The 22,416-nt window shown below is 39.6% G+C and carries 17 protein-coding genes; 10 read left to right on the top strand and 7 right to left on the bottom strand.

Annotated elements, in window-relative coordinates; genetic code table 11:
• Positions 1–37 precede the first annotated feature (37 nt).
• Entirely contained in the window at positions 38–1,291 is a 1,254-nt protein-coding gene (gene pepT / locus AC07YT_RS03540; RefSeq protein ID WP_086548285.1) for a peptidase T, read from the bottom strand.
• A 59-nt stretch (positions 1,292–1,350) separates the two neighbouring features.
• Here pepT and AC07YT_RS03535 point away from each other — a divergent pair, with 59 nt between their 5' ends.
• From AC07YT_RS03535 to AC07YT_RS03525, 3 genes are read left to right on the top strand one after another with little or no spacing between them, the layout of a single operon-like run.
• Positions 1,351–2,079 (top strand): hypothetical protein, encoded by a 729-nt coding sequence (locus AC07YT_RS03535; protein ID WP_494945168.1) that lies wholly within the window; start codon positions 1,351–1,353, stop codon positions 2,077–2,079.
• A 30-nt stretch (positions 2,080–2,109) separates the two neighbouring features.
• The gene (locus AC07YT_RS03530) at positions 2,110–3,849 is read left to right on the top strand and encodes a M14 family metallopeptidase (protein WP_086548284.1); all 1,740 of its coding nucleotides are present in this window, start codon (positions 2,110–2,112) and stop codon (positions 3,847–3,849) included.
• A 5-nt stretch (positions 3,850–3,854) separates the two neighbouring features.
• Positions 3,855–4,469 carry a rhomboid family intramembrane serine protease gene (locus AC07YT_RS03525; protein ID WP_494945167.1) on the top strand — a complete coding sequence of 205 codons (615 nt, stop codon included), beginning with the start codon at positions 3,855–3,857 and terminating at the stop codon, positions 4,467–4,469.
• 242 nt (positions 4,470–4,711) lie between these two features.
• Here the strand turns inward: AC07YT_RS03525 and AC07YT_RS03520 are convergent, their stop codons facing one another.
• Together AC07YT_RS03520 and AC07YT_RS03515 are read right to left on the bottom strand one after the other, a co-directional pair.
• On the bottom strand, positions 4,712–5,695 hold the full coding sequence (locus tag AC07YT_RS03520; protein ID WP_086548282.1) for a hypothetical protein: 984 nt from the start codon (positions 5,693–5,695) through the stop codon (positions 4,712–4,714).
• A 258-nt stretch (positions 5,696–5,953) separates the two neighbouring features.
• A complete protein-coding gene (locus AC07YT_RS03515; RefSeq protein WP_086548281.1) occupies positions 5,954–7,090 on the bottom strand; it encodes a hypothetical protein in 1,137 nt (378 codons plus the stop codon).
• Positions 7,091–7,168: 78 nt separating this feature from the next.
• Here AC07YT_RS03515 and AC07YT_RS03510 point away from each other — a divergent pair, with 78 nt between their 5' ends.
• Positions 7,169–8,200, top strand: coding sequence for a dipeptide epimerase (locus AC07YT_RS03510; RefSeq protein WP_086548280.1), 1,032 nt, complete (start codon positions 7,169–7,171; stop codon positions 8,198–8,200).
• Here AC07YT_RS03510 and AC07YT_RS03505 read toward each other — a convergent pair.
• Entirely contained in the window at positions 8,178–8,375 is a 198-nt protein-coding gene (locus AC07YT_RS03505) for a DUF6358 family protein (protein ID WP_086548279.1), read from the bottom strand. The genes AC07YT_RS03510 and AC07YT_RS03505 overlap by 23 nt on opposite strands.
• A 146-nt stretch (positions 8,376–8,521) precedes the next feature.
• On the bottom strand, positions 8,522–8,839 hold the full coding sequence (locus AC07YT_RS03500; protein WP_029277953.1) for a rhodanese-like domain-containing protein: 318 nt from the start codon (positions 8,837–8,839) through the stop codon (positions 8,522–8,524).
• Between the two features lie 127 nt (positions 8,840–8,966).
• Between AC07YT_RS03500 and AC07YT_RS03495 the strand changes: the two genes are divergently transcribed.
• Both AC07YT_RS03495 and AC07YT_RS03490 read left to right on the top strand, forming a co-directional pair.
• A complete protein-coding gene (locus AC07YT_RS03495) occupies positions 8,967–10,091 on the top strand; it encodes a DUF4407 domain-containing protein (RefSeq protein WP_086548278.1) in 1,125 nt (374 codons plus the stop codon).
• 251 nt (positions 10,092–10,342) lie between these two features.
• Positions 10,343–11,650 (top strand): M20/M25/M40 family metallo-hydrolase, encoded by a 1,308-nt coding sequence (locus AC07YT_RS03490; protein ID WP_086548277.1) that lies wholly within the window; start codon positions 10,343–10,345, stop codon positions 11,648–11,650.
• A gap of 267 nt (positions 11,651–11,917) precedes the next feature.
• Here AC07YT_RS03490 and carB read toward each other — a convergent pair whose 3' ends face one another.
• Together carB and AC07YT_RS03480 are read right to left on the bottom strand one after the other, a co-directional pair.
• The gene (gene carB, locus AC07YT_RS03485) at positions 11,918–14,755 is read right to left on the bottom strand and encodes a carbamoyl-phosphate synthase large subunit (protein ID WP_086548276.1); all 2,838 of its coding nucleotides are present in this window, start codon (positions 14,753–14,755) and stop codon (positions 11,918–11,920) included.
• Positions 14,756–14,965: 210 nt separating this feature from the next.
• A complete protein-coding gene (locus tag AC07YT_RS03480) occupies positions 14,966–15,283 on the bottom strand; it encodes a carboxypeptidase regulatory-like domain-containing protein (RefSeq protein ID WP_086548275.1) in 318 nt (105 codons plus the stop codon).
• A gap of 435 nt (positions 15,284–15,718) precedes the next feature.
• Between AC07YT_RS03480 and AC07YT_RS03475 the strand changes: the two genes are divergently transcribed.
• The 4 genes from AC07YT_RS03475 to AC07YT_RS03460 all read left to right on the top strand — a co-directional run bounded on the left by AC07YT_RS03475 (position 15,719) and on the right by AC07YT_RS03460 (position 22,391).
• The gene (locus tag AC07YT_RS03475; protein ID WP_086549456.1) at positions 15,719–16,249 is read left to right on the top strand and encodes an AAA family ATPase; all 531 of its coding nucleotides are present in this window, start codon (positions 15,719–15,721) and stop codon (positions 16,247–16,249) included.
• 1,542 nt (positions 16,250–17,791) lie between these two features.
• Complete coding sequence (locus tag AC07YT_RS03470; protein WP_494945166.1) at positions 17,792–20,239, top strand: TonB-dependent receptor; 2,448 nt, start codon at positions 17,792–17,794, stop codon at positions 20,237–20,239.
• Between the two features lie 156 nt (positions 20,240–20,395).
• Positions 20,396–21,040, top strand: a complete 645-nt coding sequence (locus AC07YT_RS03465) for a thiamine phosphate synthase (RefSeq protein WP_086548272.1) — start codon at positions 20,396–20,398, stop codon at positions 21,038–21,040.
• A 58-nt stretch (positions 21,041–21,098) separates the two neighbouring features.
• Positions 21,099–22,391 (top strand): hypothetical protein, encoded by a 1,293-nt coding sequence (locus AC07YT_RS03460; RefSeq protein ID WP_086548271.1) that lies wholly within the window; start codon positions 21,099–21,101, stop codon positions 22,389–22,391.
• Positions 22,392–22,416: the final 25 nt, after the last annotated feature.

Here is a 22,416-nt window from a genome sequence, read left to right as displayed (position 1 = left end):
ACTCAAGACTTTGGACTCAAGACTAAGGACTCAGGACTTACCCCTTCTCTTCCCAGATACAGGCGATATTAATAATGGTTTGTACAGCTTTTTCCATATCCTGTACGCTTACCCATTCTTGTTTGCTATGAAAGGCATGTTCTCCGGCAAAAATATTAGGGCAAGGTAAACCCATGTACGAAAGTCGCGAGCCATCAGTTCCGCCACGGATACTTTGTTGTTTGGCTACTACTCCAGCTCTTTCAATGGCTTCAATTCCGTATTGTACAATCTTAGGATGCTGATCTAAAACCTGTTTCATGTTGCGGTACTGTGCTTTAATATCAAACTTGTAAGTAGATTTCGGATAGTTCGCCATCACCTTTTTTACGGTTTCTTCCAGGAACTGTCCATGCGCTGCGAGTTTTTCATCGGTAAAATCTCTGATGATGAACTGTGCTTCGGCCTCTTCTACCTGCCCATGCATGCTTACCGGATGGATAAATCCTTCTTTTTGGTGTGTGGCTTCTGGTGTGAGTGTGTCTTTTGGCAGCGCATCTAAAATCTCGGCAAGGATTTTAATGGCACTTTCCATTTTTCCTTTTGCGAAACCCGGGTGTGTACTTACGCCATAAATTTTAAGGGTAGCTCCATCGGCAGAAAAGGTTTCATCTTCAATAGAGCCCAGTGTTTCACCGTCTATGGTATAACCAAAATCGGCGCCTAATTTTTTTAAATCAGCTTTGTCTACACCGCGGCCTATTTCTTCATCCGGGGTAAAAAGAAGTTTTATAGTGCCGTGTTTTACCTCAGGATTTTTCATTAAAAAGGCAGCTGCTTCCATAATTTCGGCTAATCCTGCTTTATTATCAGCACCCAATAAAGTTGTTCCACTTGCTGTGATAATATCGTTGCCAATCTGGTGTTTTAGGTCTTTATGTTCCGCGAGTTTGATTACAATATTATTATCGTCAGGCAGAATTAAGTCCTGTCCTTGATAATTGTCATGAATAATCGGTTTAACATTTTCGCCGCTACAATCAGGCGAGGTATCCATGTGCGAACAGAAGAAAATTACCGGTATCTGCTTGCTTGTATTTGAAGGGATAGTACCATACACGTAGCCGTTATCGTCCATTTCGGCATCAGAAATGCCAATTTCTAATAATTCCTGAACCAATTCTTTACCTAAATTCTTTTGTTTTAAGGTTGATGGACAGGTAGGAGAATTTGGATCAGATTGGGTATCAATCTTCGTATATTTTATAAACCGCTGCTCGAGAGATTTGTTAAAGTTGGTGTATGTGCTCATAATTCAAAGGTAAAAGTTATAGATATTCGATAAACATATTATTTTTGTAAAAAAACGATATGATTTTTAATTTGCTGAGAGCTACTTACATAACCCTTCTGCTTGTTTTTATAGGAAGTTTTTCTTTTGCCCAGTCCAACTATTTCAAAATGTCGTACGGTTTTGGCGGAGGAATAAACAAATCTTATACCGACGTATACAAAGGAAGTTATGGATACACAGCCTATGGCGTTTTTGATTATCATATCACGCCGTTTGTAACCTTAGGTTTAGAAGGGCAATATGGCATGGTTCAAGGCGGAGATATCGAAACCGACCCGCACAACCGCCAGTTTGTAAATAAATATACGGCCATTACCGCCAATATCAAACTGATGCTTGGCGAAGTGGCGAACTACGATAAAAGCGAATTTTTATACAACATCAGAGGTTTGTATGTGGGTTTAGGTATAGGGGCTGTTAACAATAACATTACCGACATCGTAAGATATAAACCAAGCTGGGCCTCTAATCCAGGTTACGGCCCTTTTCCAGGTAAAGACAAAAGCCTGAACCTCCTGGTACCCTTAAATTTCGGTTTTAACTATTACATTAATGATGGTTACGGTTATATGCGGTATGTGATCAATATCAATGCGCAATCGAACTTTACTTTCGGCGAGGGTTTAGATGGTTATAACGATCCGAGTATCAAATTTAAAAACTACTCTCCTGATGTTTATAACGCTTATACCATAGGCTTTAAGTACATGTTGGGCAGGATTAAATCTTATCGTAAAACCCTTTAATAAGCGCATTTCATTTCTTAGATTTAAGGCATGAAAAAATTCTTTGTGTTTTGTTTGCTATCCATCCGGTTAAAAGCTGCGGCACAAAAAACGCCTTTCGAATTAAGTGGAAAAATTGAAACCACTACCTACACTGCTGCCATAACCTATTACGAAAACCTGGCTAAAACCTATCCGGAGGCCAAATTGTTGAGCTATGGAAATACAGATTTTGGCAAACCTTTGCATGTTTTGGTTTTATCGCGAGACCGGGTTTTTGACCCTTCGGAGATTAGAAAGCATGATAAAAGGATTTTATTAATCAACAACGGCATTCACCCGGGCGAGCCTGAGGGTGTAGATGCCTCGATGATGCTGGCCCGCGATCTGCTTAAAGCGGGTAAACTGCCCAAGGACGTGGTCATCTGCATTATCCCCCTCTACAATATAGATGGCAGTTTTAACCGTAGCGGAACATCAAGGGCTAACCAGAACGGCCCGGTTGCTTATGGTTTTAGGGGCAATAGCAAAAACCTCGATCTGAACCGTGATTTCATTAAAACCGATTCGAAAAATTCGGCGGCATTTCAACAGCTATTTAATACCTGGCAGCCCGAAATATTTGTAGATACGCATACCAGTAATGGTGCAGATTATCAATATGTAATGACACTTATTCCTACACAAAAAGATAAACTCAACCCGATCCTTGCTGATTATTTAACTAAAACATTGGTGCCTGATTTATATACCGGAATGGAGAAAATGGGGTACCCGATGATTCCATATGTAAACTCAATAGGCGAAACACCAGAAAGCGGGATCAGTGGGTTTATAGATCCTCCACGTTATTCTACCGGATACACCACGCTGCACAATACCATAGGTTTTATGCCAGAAACGCATATGTTAAAATCGTACGATTTGCGTGTGGATGCAACTTATAAACTTTTGCAAACCTACATTCAGCTTGTAGAACGTGATGCCAGCATTATCGGCGCGAATAAACGAAAGGCCGATGCATTTGTGGCCGCACAAAAGGAATTTCCTTTAGAGTGGAAACTCAATAAAACCGAAGTAAACGACTTAACTTTTAAAGGCTTTGAGGCTGGCCAAAAACCCAGTACCGTAAGTGGAGCCGACCGTCTATATTACGATCGAAGCAAGCCTTACACCAAAACCATTAAAGAATGGAATAAATTCGAGCCTGCATTGTCTGTTCAGAAGCCGGTTGCGTACGTCATTCCAAAAGCCTGGGACCGCGTAATTGCCTTGCTTAAACTGAATAATGTTAAACTCAGGGAACTTAAGGCCGATCAGAAAATTGCAGTAGAAAGTTATTATATCGGCGATTTTAAAACCGGAACCCGTCCATATGAGGGGCATTACCTGCACTCGGCTGTAAAGGTAAATCCGGTTAAGCAAAACCTGCAATATTATACCGGCGATTTTGTTGTTTATGTTGATCAGCCAGTTAACCGGTATATTGTAGAAACACTAGAGCCTCAGGCTACTGATTCTTATTTCAACTGGAACTTTTTCGATTCTATTCTGGATATGAAAGAGCATTACTCAGCTTATGTTTTTGAAGACACGGCAACAGCGCTATTGAAAAATAATCCAGAATTAAGAAGTAAACTGGAGGCAAAAAAAGCTTCAGATACTGAATTTGCGAAGAATGCGGCTGCACAACTTGATTTTGTGTATAAAAATTCTGATTATTACGAAAAAACGCACAATAGATATCCGGTAGCCCGTTTGCTAACAGACGTAAAACTTGATTTAAAATAACCCTAATGGAATACTTCAATATCGCACCAGTTGCCTCCGTAATTTTCGTTTTTACCATTATTACCAGCCTATACGCTTTCTACGATCACTCGCTTTATGGCAAGTTTATGCTGCATCCTTACAGTGTATCAAGGGGCCATAAGGTTTGGACGGTACTTACCAGTGGTTTAATTCATGGCGATTGGATGCACCTTTTCTTCAATATGTTTACTTTCGTAGCATTTGCTTTTACTTTAGAACAATTGATGGGGAGTTGGCTGTTTGGTTTACTTTACGTTATAGCACTTGTGCTTAGCGATTTGCCAACAATATTTAAATACAAAGAAAACTTCAATTATAATAGCCTGGGTGCCTCTGGCGCGATTAGCGCTGTGCTTTTTAGTTTCATTTTGTTCAATCCTAAAAGCGCAATAAGAATACTTTTTATACCGTTTGATATTCCAGCCTATGCTTTTGGTATATTGTATCTTATTTATTGCTATTATGCCTCGAGAAACTCCAGAGACGGTATTAATCACGATGCACACTTTTTCGGTGCCTTAACCGGATTGATTTTTACGATTATTTTCGTTCCGGGTATTTTGCAAAACTTTATTACCATGTTAACTGGTGGGAGGTAGATTCTGTCTGGACGAATCGTCATTCCCGTGAAAACGGGAATCCTAATGCAAGGTGCTACATGTTTTTTTGCTTTAAGATACCCAATTAGGTTGGCTATGATGAAACTTAAGATAATAATCTTCCTTATTTCTTAATGCTCTTAATTCCTTAAACGTAAAATGGTCTTGGGCCTAACATTAAGAAGTTAAGATAATTAAGGTACATTTTTTAATGTTCTTAATTCCTTAATGGTAAAAAAAGCCTATCCCGCATTTGGGAGAAAAGGCTTCTCGAAGAAACTCATTGGTTCATCAGGGTTTTTAATAATCTCGAATACCACATAACCCCAGGGTTTCCAGAAATTTTCCAATACCTGGGCATATACTTTATGCTGCCAGACATCAAAAAGCGGTTTAGTCATGTTTCCACGTAAAGGCATAGCCTCGATATAAGTGGTGCCTTCTACCGGCATAAAAGTATATTCGGGTAGGCGATTGAAAAGGTAAGCTGAATAATAAAAACGCGCACTCAGCTCTTCAAACTGTTCGGCGGTTAAAGCTTTTCCTTTTATTTCGTTAATGATATCCTGGTGGTAGCGTTTATTGGTGCCGTTATCCTGTAAACAAGCGATGATACCAAAATCCTTCATTTTTAACGAGAAGGTTAAAGTGTTGATCTCATCACGGAAACTGAAGGGTGTTTCTCCGTTTTCTAATTTTACGACAGTGATAGACCATGGTGAAAAATCTTCAAACTCCAGGCTGGTATACAGGTTCTGCATCATGAAATTCAGGTTGGCAAATTTCATCATTAACGATTGCGACATGTTTAAACCATCGGCAGTCATTTCCTTACGTAGCGCCGAATGCATTTCGATATACACGAAGCCATATAGAAACTTACCGATCCAGTTAAAAAGATCCAGTTCTGGTAATGCAGAAACGGCATCATAACCGTTTGCAAAGGCGGCTTCGATTTTTGCCTCCAGCGGATTTAAAAACTGTTCATTTACTTCGCTGTTTACCGGAATAACCAAGGTATTATACGAACGGATACTTTCATCCAAAAACTGGATCTGCTCTTCACCACTCAAACCTGCCTGTTCCAACAACCATTTTGGAATTAAGGGCACCTGAACAACAGGTGAATGAAAGGTTTTGCCACTTAAGAAGCAGATTTTGTATAAAAAATCGAAGTTTTGGAAAGGATTGTATAAGCCGGTATTCATCACTGCAATATTAACCATTATATTTTTAGTGCTTTGTACCGATATTTTATTTTAACGCAGGGATTACAACCACCTCACCCTGTTAGTTGACTTATTTTGCCTATTACTCTTGCAGAGGTAAATAAAGATTGTCATCCTGAGCTTGTCGAAGGACTTGCTTAAATACGCTTTAAGGTGTTTCGACAGGCTCAACATGACAGCATCTGAGGAGAATCGCCTTATGATACTACTTCAACAAAAGACATCGCTATACCATTTCCATTAACAGGGTGAGGTCTACAGGTTATTATAATAGTAACTGATATCATCAACCAATTGGTTATAAATGGGTTTGGTAAATTCTAAAAATAAAGCACTTGGTGGTGGAGGCAATTGCTCTCTCCTTCTGGTAATGGCCAATTGTTGTTTACTCAAAGCCCTGTCATCGCCTTTATAGGTTGCCCAACTGTCTCTCCAAACATAGGTTCCAGGGAATTTTTGCTGGCGTACCAGCTTTTTAGTCTTCCAGTCGGTAATGCTCATGTCCAATAAGCCTGATGAGGATATATTCTTTTCGAAAATACTTAAGGTGGCTTTTACGGTACCATAAATAGGTTTTTTCTGGCGGGTTTCGCCAATAACTACGCTATCGCGTTTTAACTTTTCAACCCTTTCTTTTACGTAGGTTTGACCCACCACGAAATCGTCAAAGTTTAAGCTCAATACCTGGTCGGGAACAATTTTTTGATCGGTAGCCTGGGCCTCGCCATAAAAAATCACAAACTTATTTCTCGAGTAATTTCCAATAAACTGATCAATCTGCTGCTGGAAATAATCAGCACTTAATTTGTACATGCCGCTGTTTACAATAATGGGCTGAACCACAACCCGGGTTACTGCCGCCCAATAGGCATCCTCCATTTTAGCCTTGGCATCTTTATAATTGGCTTGAAGATTTTGTGTTTTCTCGAATTCGTAATAGGCTTTTTTTGCCGATTGGCGGTTGTTTTCTCTTAAATAACCTAAACCCGAATTATACCTGGCCCCGGCAGCATTATACTTACTGTCAGCAAGTTCATTGATGTATTTTGAAGGATTAGGAACAATGGCTAAACAGGCAGGGCAACTGTTAATATCATCGGCTATTTGATTGATTTTCTGATAATCGTACATCACCGATTCCCATCGGAATAAATCGTTAGACATTTTAGCTTCTTCAATTTTTCGTAAATGGTCTTGCAGTGCTAAATCATACGCTGTTTTTAACACTTCCATGGCTTCACTGTTTTTAGGCGAGTTTTGCAGCCTGCTAACTGCTTTGGCAACCGAAGCATCATAATCACCCTTTTGTAAGGCTTTTTTCCCGGTGGTACATCCTCCAATAATTATTAAGGATAAATAAATAAAATACCGTAATCTTGAAATGTTTTTCATGGCACTGGTAGTTGCGTTAATAAACAAAGATAATTTGTAAGACGATAATTACCTTATTTATTTAGAAGACGATTGATAATGAAGATTAGTTGCAGGCAATTTGAATTAGAATTAAAACATCCTTTTTCGATCTCGAAATTTACCCGTACCAGTACCCCCTTAATGTTGTTAAAGGTGGAGCACCAAGGGGTAACAGGTTATGGGGAGGCCTCTATGGTACCTTATATGGGCGAGAGCTACGAAAGTGCGGCGGCTTTTCTGAGCCTTGTAGATTGGGATAAAATCCAATATCCCTTCGATTTCGAAGAAATTATTGCCTATCTGGACCGTCTCGCTCCCGGCCAGCCGGCCATTAAAGCCGCGATAGATATTGCCCTTAACGATATTCAGGGGAAGCTGTTAAACAAACCCTGTTATGAAATTTACGGTGCCGATCCAGCTAAAATGCCGGTCACTTCTTATACCATTGGGATTGATACCCCTGAGGTAATCCGAGAAAAACTGAAAGATGCCGAAGCTTTTAAAGTGATCAAAGTTAAACTGGGGCGGGATAACGACCAGGAAATTATCGAAACCATCAGGAGCATGACCAGTGTACCCTTATATGTGGATGCGAACCAGGGCTGGGCAGATAAGATTAAAGCGATTGATTTAATTTATTGGCTGCATAACCAGGGCGTGGTATTAATCGAGCAGCCTATGGATAAAAATAACCTCGATGGAAATGCCTGGCTAACCGAGCGTAGTCCGATTCCTTTGCTGGCAGACGAGGCCGTTCAGCGTTTAGCCGACATGGACAAACTGAAAGGCGCTTATCATGGTATTAACGTAAAACTGATGAAAAGCTGCGGCATGTACGAAGGGCATCAGATGATTTTAAAAGCCCGTTCTTTTGGGATGAAAGTGCTGATTGGCTGTATGAGCGAAACCAGTTGTGCTACTTTAGCGGCAGCTGCTTTGGCGCCATTGTGTAACTGGGCCGATTTGGATGGGCCATGGCTCACGAAGAATAATCCCTTTACTGATCCAGCATTCGAAAACGGCAAGTATATTTTAAAAGACCTGCCCGGTTTAGGGCTGGAGGGTATTACTTCGGATCTTTTTCTTTAAAGCTTTTCCTGATGTCTTTAGTCAGTTGATACTTAAAGTAGAACAAACAAGCTGTTGTGCCGACCAAAAAGCCAGCCGGAAGATATTTAGCATTGTTATAACACCACACCAATCCGAAAATAGAAAGGATAATGGCTAAGTTATAGAAGATATTTAAAGCAAATTTTTTACCCACAATGAGGAATTTATCTTATAATAGAATGGACTAATTAATAACCAAATTGCAATAACCAATTATCAAACCCTTGTGTGGAAAAGGAATACTTACGATTCATTTCAGCGGTTGCAGTTTGATAATTGGAATTTGTTTATTGGTTATTATTAATATACTGGCATACTTGGATCGAAAGCCTCTTGCCAGGCTAAAATACCGCCTTTTAAGTTATAAAGATTATCGAATCCATATTGTTGCTCCAACTGCATTACTGCTGCTGCGCTTCTTTTTCCACTGCGGCACTGAATAATTACTGGCTTATCTTTCGCAACCTTATCAGCCTCAATTAAAATTCCACCTAAAGGGATATTCTCACCTTCAAGATTGGAAACCTCATATTCGAATGTTTCACGAACATCAATCAATTGAAAATCTTCTTTGTTATCGATTTTCTCTTTTAGTTCTTGTACCGATATTTCTTTCATTTTATTAAATGTATTTATGCAAATATAGGAAAATCAAATTTACGCTCCCCATCAAAAAAATGCCATAAATTTTGTGCAAAACTGTAACAACTTTAACCCTTAGGCGTTTAATTATAAATAGTTACAAATGGACAAACTGAACCGTTTCTTTTGGTTTTGCTCTGGCGCTCACATCCCGACACTGGAAAAGTATCCTTCAGAACAAAATAAATATACTGGCATTGGCGCCACCATCTTCTTTACAGGCCTGTTTGCAGCCCTTTCAGGGGGGTACGCCATGTATTTTGTGTTTAAGGGTGATGATCTGGCGGTAATTTTTGCCATTGTTTTCGGCTTTTTATGGGGGGCGGCCATCTTTAATATGGACCGTTATATCGTATCGAGCATTAACAAAAGCGCCAGTACCAATAAACAATTGTTACAGGCTACACCGCGTATCCTGTTGGCCATTATGATTGGTTTGGTGATTTCGAGACCCATAGAACTCAAAATTTTCGATAAAGAAATTAAAGAGCGCCTAAAAGTTAGTTATTTGAATGGTCAACGTTCTAAAATTGATACCCTGAACAAAGCTTTTGAGAAAAAATACCAGGTAGAATTTGGCCGGTTAAATCAACAGAAAGCCACGCGAGATTCGCTTGAAAAAGGCATTAAAGCAGATAGGCAAAAGCTTAATTTCGAGATTTTTGGCAACAAAACCACCGAAACATCAGGTGTAATGGGCTATGGCCCATATGCTAAACGTAAGGAAGCCGAAATTGCGCAGCGCACTGCAGAATTAGATTCGCTAAAAGCCAACATCAATAAATCGGAAGCTTTTGTCGACAAACGCAAGGAATTTGATGGACTGTTTACCGAGAAGCTGTATACTAAAAAACAGTTAGACAGTTTATCGGATATTGCTGGTTTTGCCGACCGGAACTGGGCATTAGGTCAACTTAAATTTAATGTTGATGGTACACGGGATAACAATACCGCAATTGCCGTTACTTTTATCGGCCTGCTGTTTATCTTTTTTGAATGTTTACCTGTGTTTGTAAAACTGATGAGTGCACGGGGACCTTATGATTATGCTATCGCGGATGGGGACGAAGTATCGATTTATCATTCTAAAAAGGATAGGGATTTCCATTTCGAAGTGGCCGATAATATTCACGAAACCAGGGTCGATTCCGAATCGTCAAAAAAGAAGGAAATTATAAAAGGAAAAGCTTACCGCGATCTCGAAAAATACGATTGGGACGGAGAGTAGATGGAAGATGTGTAATAGAAGAGGGATGATGGAGCGAACAGTTCATCGATCATGATCTAAATTGTAATGTGGAAAGGTTTGAAGGTTAAATAAAATACAAACCGGAACCATTATCAAGCTATGGCTATCAACCATGAACGATCAAACCATTAACTAACAACCATCAACCAACAAGCCATCAGGCAAAAAATCCGGAACTACCGGGCAAAAACCTTAATTTTTCCTAAATTGAACCCGTTATAACTTATTATATGAAAAAAATATTCCTTTTTACCCTTGTCGGGATGGCAAGTTTGCAGCTTAAAGCGCAAAACATAGATAAAATCATCACACGCGAATACACCGACCACCTGATTAAAACCTTAAGTGCTGATGATATGCAGGGGCGTGCAACCTTTACACCCGGTATTGATAAAGCAGCCACTTTTATCGAATCTGAATTTAAAAAAATCGGTTTAAAGCCTTTAACCGGCGAGAAAACTTTCCGCCAAACCTTTAACAAATACCAGGTTACCAATCAGACTACAAGTGTTAAGATAGACGGACAGGAAGTTGCCCCGGAAAATTTAATTATTTCAGGCGTAACTTCAGCAAGCGTTACACTCGATAAGTCGAATACTACAGTTGTTAAGTTAGATCCCGAAAAAGCATTTGTGCCTCAACTCAGGGCAATGATGAGTGTTGAAAAAAACCAGATCGTTCTGGTTGACAGTAAATTTGCTGATCTGTTTAAGCGTTACAGCAGTTATTTTGGCAAACCGGCAACTGTTGATGAGAAAGATGTTAAGGCAACGACAAGCGCTGTGCAGGTTTTTGTTTTGGGTAAAGATGCGGCAACAGATTTTTCCGCAACAATTAAAAGTAAGGTAGATAAAATGCCTTTATTTAATGTTGCAGGGGTAATTCCAGGTAAATCAAAAGCGAAAGAAATTGTGGTTTTCTCAGGCCATTACGATCATTTAGGCTTTTTAAAAAGTGTTGATGGCGATAGCATTGCCAATGGTGCAGACGATGATGCCTCGGGTACAACGGCTATGATTGCCCTGGCCAAGTATTACAAAGCGCAGAAAAACAATGAGCGTACTTTAATCTTCGTGGCCTTTACCGCTGAAGAAATCGGTGGTTTTGGGGCAAAATATTTTTCTGAGAAACTAAATCCTGATGATGTAGTGGCCATGTTCAATATTGAGATGATTGGTAAGGATTCGAAATTTGGCAAGAATACTGCCTTTATTACAGGTTATGAAAGATCTGATTTTGGGAAGATTTTGCAGAAAAACTTAGCGGGAACTGAATTTACTTTCCACCCAGATCCCTATCCGGATCAAAATTTATTCTATAGAAGTGATAACGCAACGTTGGCTGCTTTAGGTGTTCCGGCGCATACCATTAGTACCGATAAAATTGATATCGATAAACTCTACCACAGTGTGAAAGATGAATACAGTTCTTTAGACGTAGAAAATATCCTTTCTACCATTAAAGCGATTGCCAAGAGCGCAACGAGCATTGTAAATGGAAAAGATACCCCAACAAGGATTCCGAAATTGAAACAATAATAAAACATTCAAAACCTGATAGATTTTTTGTAGCATGTAGTCATGCTGAATTTATTTCAGCATGACTACATGCTATTAAGACCCTGAAATAAATTACCTTCAGTGAGCTCGCTAAAGCTCGGTTCAGGGTGACGATCATATTTAAACTCACAATGTTTGTACGAATCGAACAAAAACAAAGGCCAGTGATTTTTCACCGGCCTTTGTTGTTATTTGCAAACTTACGAAGTCTCTCCTGCGCTGTGCCTTTCGAAACTTTGTAAGAAATTACTTACTCAAATACATCGATTTGTCTTTGTAAAGCTTGCGGAAGTAAGGATCTTCTAAATCTTTGATGAAACGGATGGCCTCACCTGTAGATTTCATTTCAGGTCCTAATTCTTTCGCCACCTCCGGGAATTTCTCATAAGAGAAAACCGGTTCTTTAATGGCATAACCTTCAAGCTTACGAACGATCGTAAAATCTTTCAGTTTGGCTACACCTAACATAATTTTAGCTGCAATGTTGATGTATGGCACATCGTAAGCTTTTGCGATGAAAGGAACCGTACGCGATGCCCTTGGATTTGCCTCGATTACATAAACTTTCTCATCCTTAATGGCGAACTGAATGTTTAATAAGCCACGTACATCTAAGGCTTTAGCAATTTTAATGGAGTATTCTTCCATTGCTTTAGTTACCGTTTCTGATAAGCTGAATGTAGGTAATACGGCAAATGAATCTCCTGAGTGGATACCTGCAGGCTCGATGTGTTCCATCATACCCACAATGTGTACATCCTCGCCGTCAGAAATCGAATCAGATTCTGCTTCTTCTGCCCTATCTAAAAAGTGATCGATCAATACACGGTTACCCGGTAAATCGCCCAATAATTTTACTACTGCTTTTTCCAGGTCTTCATCGTTAATTACGATGCTCATGCCCTGTCCACCCAATACATAACTCGGACGAACCAGCACCGGATAACCTACTTCGTTTGCTACAACAATGGCTTCTTCAGCATTCTCTGCAACACCATATTTCGGATATGGAATATCTAAATCTTTCAACAAGTCTGAGAAACGGCCACGGTCTTCGGCAATGTCCATATTCTCGAACGATGTTCCGATAATTTTGATGCCTTTTTCAGTTAACTTCTCCGCCATTTTCAAAGCGGTTTGTCCACCTAACTGAACGATAACGCCCACCGGTTTTTCCAGCTCGATAATTTCGCGAACATGTTCCCAGAATACGGGCTCGAAATATAATTTATCGGCCATGTTAAAGTCTGTTGAAACCGTTTCAGGGTTACAGTTAATCATGATGGCCTCGAAGCCTGTTTCTTTAGCCGCTAATAAACCGTGTACACAAGAGTAATCGAATTCGATACCCTGACCGATACGGTTAGGACCTGAACCCAATACAATTACCTTTTTCCTGTCAGAAGGAACAGATTCGTTCTCTTCTTCGAAAGTAGAGTAGTAATATGGTGTTTTGGCCGGGAATTCCGCAGCACAAGTATCAACCATTTTATATACCCTGTTTATGCCTAAAGCTTTACGGCGATCGTAAACTTCGTCTTCGGTAACATTGCCTAACAACCAGGCGATCTGAATATCAGAGAAACCTTTTTGTTTAAGTGTTACGAAGAAATCCTGAGGGATATTGTTTAGTGAATATCTTTTTAATTCAGTTTCAAGCAATACAAGCTCCTGAATCTGATTTAAGAACCATTTATCAATTTTGGTTACCTTGCGGATCGACTCCAAAGGTACGCCCATTGCCATGGCATCTTTTATTAAGAATAAACGGTTCCATGAAGCATGCTCCAAACCGTCCATAATTTCTTCAATATTGCGCACCTGTCTGCCATCAGCACCTAAACCAGCGCGGTTGATCTCTAAACTCTGACAAGCTTTTTGTAAGGCCTCGATAAAGGTACGACCAATGGCCATTACTTCACCAACCGATTTCATTTGCAGACCCAACTCTTTGTTGGCACCTTTAAATTTATCGAAGTTCCAGCGAGGTACTTTAACGATTACGTAATCTAAAGTAGGTTCGAAATATGCTGAAGTGGTTTTGGTGATCTGATTTTCAATTTCATCCAGGTTGTAACCGATGGCCAGTTTTGCCGCGATTTTTGCAATTGGATAACCAGTTGCTTTACTTGCTAAAGCTGATGAACGTGATACACGTGGGTTAATTTCGATGGCGATAATTTCATCATCAACCGGGTTAACCGAAAACTGAACATTACAGCCGCCGGCGAAGTTACCGATCGCACGCATCATTTTGATTGCCTGGTTACGCATTTCCTGGTAACAACGATCAGATAAAGTCATTGCCGGAGCAACTGTGATCGAATCTCCTGTATGGATACCCATCGGATCGAAGTTTTCGATCGAACAAATAATGATTACGTTATCGTTGCTATCTCTTAACAACTCCAACTCATATTCTTTCCAGCCTAAAACAGCCTTCTCTACGAGTACTTCGTGTGTTGGAGAAGCTTCTAAACCACGTTTTAAAGCAGCATCAAACTCTTCTTTTTTGTGTACGAAACCACCACCAGAACCACCTAAGGTATATGATGGACGGATTACCAATGGATAACCGATTTCCTGTGCGGCTTCTTTACCTTCTAAAAATGAGTTGGCAATTTTCGATTCTGCAACACCTACACCGATATCAACCATTAACTGGCGGAAAGCCTCACGATTTTCTGTTTTTTCGATTGCGGCAACGTCTACCCCAACTACTTTAACACCGTATTTTTCCCAAACACCACGTTCTTCAGCTTCTTTACAAAGGTTTAATGCGGTCTGGCCTCCCATAGTAGGAAGTACGGCATCAATTTTAGGTAAATCTGCAGAGTCGATATGCTCTTGTAAAATAACCTCTATTGAATCAACAGTTAACGGGCGCAGGTAAACATGGTCACCGATAACCTTATCCGTCATAATTGTAGCCGGATTGGAGTTGATAATGGAAACGGTAATTCCTTCTTCTTTTAAAGAAAGAGCCGCTTGCGAACCCGAGTAATCAAATTCACAGGCTTGGCCAATAACAATTGGTCCAGATCCGATAATCAGTACTGAGCGTATGGAAGTGTCTTTAGGCATGATAAAGCTTAAACAATAATTAAAATTCTAAAGTGTTGGTTCTTTTAAAACCCTGGAAGCAACGAGATTTTGTGCTTGTAAGAAGAAAAATCCCAACTGTTCTGTCGGGATGCAAAGATACATCTTTAGCATGATTTTAAGGCCTTTTTTTTAAAATAAAAAAGAGCCCTATTAAAGTGCTCTTTTTAGATTTTTCTTTTGCGAAATGAACTACTGCTGTAATTTAATTTCGCCTAAATCTGTAGTGGCGCTATCTTTTACGGCAACCTTTTCTATCACAGCATCTTTATATGGGGCATTGGCTTTTACAACAACGGTATAAACGCCTTCTTTAAGGTTGGTAAAAGTAAAAACGCCCTGGCTAATCTCCGCTTTTAGCGTGTCTGTCGCCGCTACAAGCGATACCGCAGAAGCCGCATCACCTGGCGTAATTTTTCCGATTATTCCTCCCAATTTAATATTTGTAAAGGCAATTGAGCCTAAAGCAAATACAATAAGAAGAGATAATACAACACATAACTTTTTCATGGTATAACGTTTTAGTTGTTGATGTCTTAAATAAATAACACCTTTTAGTACAAATAGTTTTAAATAATGAACACTAATTTTTGGAATGTACTATAAATTATACATGGCTGTCAAAATCAAACGTACGGTTTTGCTTTAAATGTTAATTAGTGTTAAAAGAATTTCGCAAAAGTGGCGCTATGAGTCAGAATTAAGTCACGAAGTTGTGATGATCGGAATATTGGCAATAATGTTGTAATAAGCAGAACATATATGCGTTTTGTATATACTTTAGACAATGATCTAAAGCTTCCTCCGCGGATTAGTTACCCGCCATGAGGATTTCTTCATAAATAGTTTGTTTGGTTTATTATCCGGTTAGAGGAGCCCTCCTCAACCGGATTTTTTCTTTTAAGGCTTTTTCTTTTACATTTGACCGTATTCAGAAAATATATCGTGAATAAAAATATTAAAAAGATCGCTATTGTTGGCCCGGAAAGTACGGGAAAATCTACTATATCTCAATTGCTGGCAAAATACTACAAAGTTTCGTGGGTACCCGAATATGCCCGTTATTACTGCGAAAACCTGGTTGCCGATTATACCCATCAGGATGAAGTGAATATGTACTACGGACAGGTTGCTTTAGAGGATGCCATTTTAGTCACTACCGAAAGCGATTTTATTATTTGTGATACTACTTTTATTACGGTAAAAATCTGGAGCGATGAAGTGCTCGGTGAAACACCACAGCTCGTGTTAGATGCGCTGCCGAAAAGACCATACGATCTGTACCTGTTAATGGATATCGATTTGCCCTGGCAGGACGATCCGTTACGCGATTTTCCGGAGAAACGCGAATATTTTATGCAGGTTTGGCACAAGGAACTCCGTGCCCTGAATGCGAATTACAAAGTAGTTGGCGGTTTAGGCGATGAAAGGGTAGCGAATGCGATTAAAGCGATTGATGACTTTCTTGGAGCATAAATATATTTCTCTTTATTAAAAGGGTGATTTTTTTGGAAATGATTGTTCGTGTTTCATAGCTGCTTTAGTCCCGCCCTTTGCTTAATCCCGATAATTAAGCTCTTAAATAAAACAATTCTCCAATCGGGATAACGCTGTCGGTCGGGTTTATTGACCAGGGGCTTATTGCCATGATGCGTAAACACGAAACGTTCCTACGGAACGAAAAAAACATTTCATTTTTTTCTACCTGGCAGTCGTCCCGATGGGACGATTTGTGAATATTATTTCTTTAGCCAAGTCATTGCGAGGTTTCATACAGTTAAATATAACTGATCTCATAATGAGATCTTGACTAGCCTAATGCAAAAAGCATTGTTATCGTGCCTGTGGAAGGACAAAATTGCCGGGAATTATAAAGGGTATTTTTGCTTTATTCTTAACTTGATCAAAGTCGTCCCATCGGGACGCCTCATGGGTAGCCAATTTACAATTGGCGTTTTCGTTCTAAAGGAACGTTTGGTGATTAATCCATTAATAATTTTTTTGCCTTCCCATCGCGAAATTTTATAGTAAAATATGAATGATTTCATATGAGGTCTTGACTAGCCTAAAACAAAAAAACATTGTCATTGTGCCTGTGGAAGGACAAAATTGCCGCGAATTATAAAGGGTGTTTTTGCTTTATTCTTAACTTGATCAAAGTCGTCCCATCGGGACGTCTCATAGGTAGCCAATTTACAATTGGCGTTTCGTTCCGCAGGAACGTTTGGTGATTTATTCATTAATGATTTTTTTTGCCGCCTCATTGCGAAATTTTATAGAGTTAAATATGAATGATTTCATATGAGGTCTTTAATAGCCTAAAACAAAAAGCATTGTCATTATGCCTGTGGAAGGACAAAATTGATGGGAATTATAATGGGTGTTTTTGCTCTATTCTTAACTTGATCAAAGTCGTCCCATCGGGACGCCTCATGGGTAGCCAATTTACAATTGGCGTTTTCGTTCCGTAGGAACGTTTGGTAATCAATCCATTAATAGTTTCACCTACCTGGCCACCTAAACCCGATCAAAGCGGGATGCTGCCGATTTAAGCACAATTTTTTTTGGTTTTTATGGTGTGCTTGCTTGTTCACAGGATTCACCGGCAGCAGAAGCGGGAGCGGGACTGAAAATGCCATGAATACAGAACCGTTCATTTTCTAAGCCTAAGCACCAGTTAATTCATTAAAGTATGCTATTAAGCTGTCAATTTTTAGCCAATTACCCCATAAAGTTTCAAAAACCGTTCGAATTGCTAAATATTTTCTACATTTGACCCATCATTAGGGGTGCCTTGTTTAAATAAACACAAAAACAGGCTGAGATCATACCCATTTTATAGGTGAAAGATAGAAGGTAAAAGGCGGAAGGTAAAACCCTAAGCCCTAAACCTCAAAACCCTAAACCTTATAAATGCACCTGATCCGGGTAATGCCGGCGTAGGGATTGGAGTTATGGAAGTTTAACTGAAAATCGGCAATGCCCCTTTTCCGATGAGTTTAACTAAAAACAATAAAATTGAAAAATTTACTTTTTGCAGCGCTTGTTGCAATGTTGCCCTTCTTCGTATCGGCACAAATTTCTGTTACAGGTAAAATAACAGATCAAAACCAGCAACCACTTCCAGGTGCTACCGTTAAATTGAGGAATCAAAAAACAGCAGTGGTAAGCGATGCTGCCGGGAATTACAGCATTACAAACCTGGTTAACGGAAAATACACGATTGTGGTTAGTTATGTAGGTTATAAAACAATCGAAAAAGCGGTAGAACTTAAGCAGCATACTACACTGGATTTTAGCCTCTCTCCACAAAATTTCTTAGCTGATGAAGTCATTGTTCGTGCAACGCGGGCTACAGAAAAATCGGCCACTACCTATAAGAATATTGGTAAAGAAGAAATCCAGCAGAATAACTTCGGACAGGATCTACCTTTCATTCTTCAAAACACGCCGGGCGTTGTGGTTAACTCTGATGCCGGTGCTGGCGTAGGTTACACGGGTATCCGTATCCGCGGTAGCGATAACAGCAGGATCAACGTAACCGTTAACGGTATTCCGATAAACGATAGCGAAAGTCAAGGTACATTTTATGTAAACATGCCCGATTTTGCTTCATCGGTAGATAATGTACAGATTCAGCGCGGTGTAGGTACCTCAACCAATGGTGCAGGTGCGTTTGGTGCCAGTTTAAATATTCAAACTACGGCAAGCGAGTTGGAGCCTTATGCAGAAGTAAACAGCACTTATGGCAGTTTCGATACCTGGAAAAATACGGTAAAGGTAGGAACAGGTTTAATTAATAACCGATTTAGCTTTGATGGCCGTTTATCGAGAATTAGTTCTGATGGTTATGTAGACCGCGGTTCATCGTTGCTTAAATCTTATTTTCTATCCGGTGCTTACCATGGAAATAAAGACCTGTTGCGTGTTAATGTTTTTTCAGGAAATGAGAAAACCTATCAATCGTGGAATGGTATTCCGCAATCACGTTTAGAAAATGATGTAGCCGGAATGAATGCCTATATTGCCAGAAACGGCTTAAGTGCAGAGGATGCTGCAAATCTTTTGAACTCAGGCAGAACTTACAATAGTTTCCTGTACAATAACCAGACAGATAACTATACCCAGAACCATTACCAGTTAATTTATGCCAGACAGCTTTCTGATCAGTTTTCTTTTAATGGTGCCTTACATTATACTCAGGGTGAAGGCTATTATGAAGAATACAGGGTACAGGATGAATTGAAAAATTATGGTTTAAACCCTGTAGTTGTTCCAGGAGGAACACCTATTACTTCAACAGATTTAATTCGCCGCCGTTGGTTAGATAACGATTTTTATGGCGTTACCTATGCTTTCAATTATGTGCCTGAAAAGAATTTAAACTTTACTTTAGGCGGTGCATATAATGAATATAAGGGTGCACACTTCGGACAGGTGATTTGGGCACAATACGCATCAAACGGAAATATAGACAGGCATTATTATGATAATGATGGTTTTAAAACCGATTTTAACGTTTACGGTAAAGTAAACTATAGTCCGGTAGAGTCGTTAAGCTTATTTGCTGATTTGCAATACCGCCGGGTATATTTCGATATTGCAGGAACGGAAAATAAACTAAACACCCTGACGATTAACGAGAACCTAAATTTCTTTAACCCTAAATTTGGAGCCACTTATTTTATCAATCCACAAAGCAATGTATATGCCTCGTTCAGTGTAGCCAACAAAGAGCCTAACCGTGATGATTATACAGATGCATCGGTAGCCAATATTTCACCTAAAGCTGAGCGCTTGAACGATGTAGAATTAGGATACCGTTTTAAAAACGATGAATTTAATGTTGGTGCCAATGCCTATGGTATGTTCTACAAAAACCAGTTGGTGGTTACCGGACAGTTAAACGATGTTGGTGCTAGCTACCGTCAGAATGTAGACAGAAGTTACCGTTTAGGGATTGAGCTAGACGGATCTTACGCCATTAGCCAGCAATTTGTATTAAATGCTAATGCTGCATGGAGCAGAAACAAAATTAAGAACTTTACCGAATATTATGATGATTATGATAACGGTGGAGAAGTGGTAAACAATTACAGCTTAACCGATATCTCTTATTCTCCAAGTGCGGTGCTTTTTGGCGAGCTGGTTTACAAACCGGTTAGTGGTTTTGCAATAGCCTTACAAAGCAAATATGTAAGCAAACAATACCTGGATAATACGCAGAATAACGATAGGACCATTAACGGCTACTGGGTAAGTAATGCGCGTTTGGGCTACGACTTTAAATTTGCAGGGGTTAAAAACGTTAACCTGGGTTTACTGGTAAACAATATTTTCGATAAGAAATACGAAAGCAATGGTTATACCTATGGCTACCAGGCAGGCGGAAGCAGGGTAACCGAAAACTTCTTTTATCCACAAGCAGGAACTAACTTTTTGCTAAGCCTGAATGTGAAATTTTAATCTGTATTCAGGGTTGACAACTTTCTGGGCCAATAGCCTGTAAAGTTGTCAACCCAAAGCTAAAAATAGGATCGTCATTGCGGAATATACTTGCAATGGCGATTTTGTTTTATATTGGCAACCTGATTTTAAAACACTCAATCCTACCATACCGATATGAAATACATAGAGAAACTTCATTACATCACGCACGATATCCCGCATTTAAGTCACATCGAGCAGGCACAACAAGCCTGTGAGGCTGGTGCAAAGTGGATCCAGTACCGTTGCCTGAGCAAAACTGATGAAGCACTCTTGCAGGATATTAATGCTATTGCAGAAATCTGTGATGATTGGGGTACCACTTTAATTGTTACCAATCATGTTCATTTAAATGGAAAGGCCGATATCCAGGGTTTTCATATGGAAGATATGGATGCCGATTTTGTCGCCCTGCGCAAACGGGTTGGCCATGATATTACCCTTGGAGGATCTGCCAATACAGTAGAAAATGTAATCAGACTTGCACAAGAGGGTGCCGATTATGTTGGTTATGGGCCATTTGCAGAAACTGAAACCAAGCCTAACCAATATAAGTTATTGGGTATTGAGGGCTATCAGCAAGCAATAAAAGAATTGGATGCTCAGCACATCAGTATTCCGCTCTTGGCTGTGGGCGGGATAAAAACCTACGATGTAGAAGCTTTAATGCAAGCTGGCATTTACGGTATAGCCGTTTCAGGAGCCATTAATTTAGCCGATGATTTTATTGAAGCCTATCAGGATTTTTACACATTAGTTAAAGAAAGCGCTGTTAATTAACATTTTATAATTTGAAGGCCACGTGATAATTTTTAGTTTTGGATAAATCCTAACTAATATGTCAGAAAACGCTCTTCAAACCAATACACCCTGGAACATTTATAAAAAAATATCCTTCAGGTTCTTTTTCCTGTTGTTGTCTCTTTTCATTATCCTGAACAACAACGGCGCTTTTCCATTCTTCTATTATGTAATCAAATACCCTACACTGGTATTACATGATTTAATTCCGTGGTTTTCTCAGCATGTTCTTCATTACAATTACGACTTTAAAATTTACACCAACGGCAGTGGCGATACCTCGTACGATTGGGTATTACTGGTATTTATGTTTTTAATTTCAGTTGTTGGTTGTTTTATCTGGTCGGTATTTGACCGCAAACGCAAAAGCTACCATACCGCTTATTACTGGCTCATCGTACTCGTACGTTTTTATCTGGCGTTTACCCTGGTGATGTATGGGGCCATAAAAGTAATCAAGCTTCAATTTCCCGATCCATCTTTATTCCGCCTGCTACAGCCTTTTGGCCAAGCCTCACCAATGGGCCTCGCCTGGACATTCCTCGGGTTTTCTAAAGGTTACAATGTTTTTATGGGGATTATCGAAGTTTCTGCTATTTTATTGTTGTTCCGCAGAACTGTGATTATTGGTGCATTTCTATCGCTTGCGGCAACTGTACATGTAATGGCCATGAATTATTTTTTCGATGTGCCGGTAAAGCAACTGTCAACCGCGCTGGTGGTGATGTGCCTGTTTATTTTAGCCCCACATTTTTTAAAGTTATACCGGTTTTTTGTCAGGTATGAAAACCAGCAGCTCGAAAAAATGCATCGTCCTGTTTATAAAAAACGATGGCTCTTTATGGTGGCCTATACGGGTAAATACCTGGTTATCGCTGCATCAATGCTTTTCCTATTATCAACGTTGATTGCGCAAAGCAAAACCTATGGCAGCAATGCGCCAAAGCCATTTATGTATGGCATTTATAATGTAGAAAGCGTGAGTTTTAAAGGCAAAACCCTGCCTCCGCTAACCACTGACAGCACACGCTGGAAACAGATGATTATTAATTACGCCGGTTACGCACGCGTAAAAACAATGAACGATAGTATCTTTAATTTTGCCACCGTTTTTAATGCAAAAAAGAAAACGCTCGTGTTAAATTCTCAGGATAAAGAAGCTGCTCAATATATTTTAACCTATAGTGTTGTCGGCAAAGATAAACTGCTTATTTCCGGACTTAAAGGGAAAGATTCTATTTCGGTGAGCTTTAAGCGGAAAGACCTTAAAGATTTTAGACTCATAAACAGGAGCTTTCATTGGGTAAATGAATATCCGTACAACCGTTAATCATTTTACCCCTTGCTGATTCTTC

This window comes from Pedobacter sp. GW460-11-11-14-TSB4 (assembly GCF_059423705.1).
The sequence above is the reverse complement of the archived record's forward strand: the minus strand, read 5'-3'. Positions and strand labels throughout refer to the sequence as shown.

Coding starts and splice junctions, on each gene's coding strand:
- pepT (WP_086548285.1), bottom strand. CDS start 1,291: ATGAGCACATACACCAACTTTAACAAATCTCTCGAGCAGCGGTTTATA.
- AC07YT_RS03535 (WP_494945168.1), top strand. CDS start 1,351: ATGATTTTTAATTTGCTGAGAGCTACTTACATAACCCTTCTGCTTGTT.
- AC07YT_RS03530 (WP_086548284.1), top strand. CDS start 2,110: ATGAAAAAATTCTTTGTGTTTTGTTTGCTATCCATCCGGTTAAAAGCT.
- AC07YT_RS03525 (WP_494945167.1), top strand. CDS start 3,855: ATGGAATACTTCAATATCGCACCAGTTGCCTCCGTAATTTTCGTTTTT.
- AC07YT_RS03520 (WP_086548282.1), bottom strand. CDS start 5,695: ATGGTTAATATTGCAGTGATGAATACCGGCTTATACAATCCTTTCCAA.
- AC07YT_RS03515 (WP_086548281.1), bottom strand. CDS start 7,090: ATGAAAAACATTTCAAGATTACGGTATTTTATTTATTTATCCTTAATA.
- AC07YT_RS03510 (WP_086548280.1), top strand. CDS start 7,169: ATGAAGATTAGTTGCAGGCAATTTGAATTAGAATTAAAACATCCTTTT.
- AC07YT_RS03500 (WP_029277953.1), bottom strand. CDS start 8,839: ATGAAAGAAATATCGGTACAAGAACTAAAAGAGAAAATCGATAACAAA.
- AC07YT_RS03495 (WP_086548278.1), top strand. CDS start 8,967: ATGGACAAACTGAACCGTTTCTTTTGGTTTTGCTCTGGCGCTCACATC.
- AC07YT_RS03490 (WP_086548277.1), top strand. CDS start 10,343: ATGAAAAAAATATTCCTTTTTACCCTTGTCGGGATGGCAAGTTTGCAG.
- carB (WP_086548276.1), bottom strand. CDS start 14,755: ATGCCTAAAGACACTTCCATACGCTCAGTACTGATTATCGGATCTGGA.
- AC07YT_RS03480 (WP_086548275.1), bottom strand. CDS start 15,283: ATGAAAAAGTTATGTGTTGTATTATCTCTTCTTATTGTATTTGCTTTA.
- AC07YT_RS03465 (WP_086548272.1), top strand. CDS start 20,396: ATGAAATACATAGAGAAACTTCATTACATCACGCACGATATCCCGCAT.
- AC07YT_RS03460 (WP_086548271.1), top strand. CDS start 21,099: ATGTCAGAAAACGCTCTTCAAACCAATACACCCTGGAACATTTATAAA.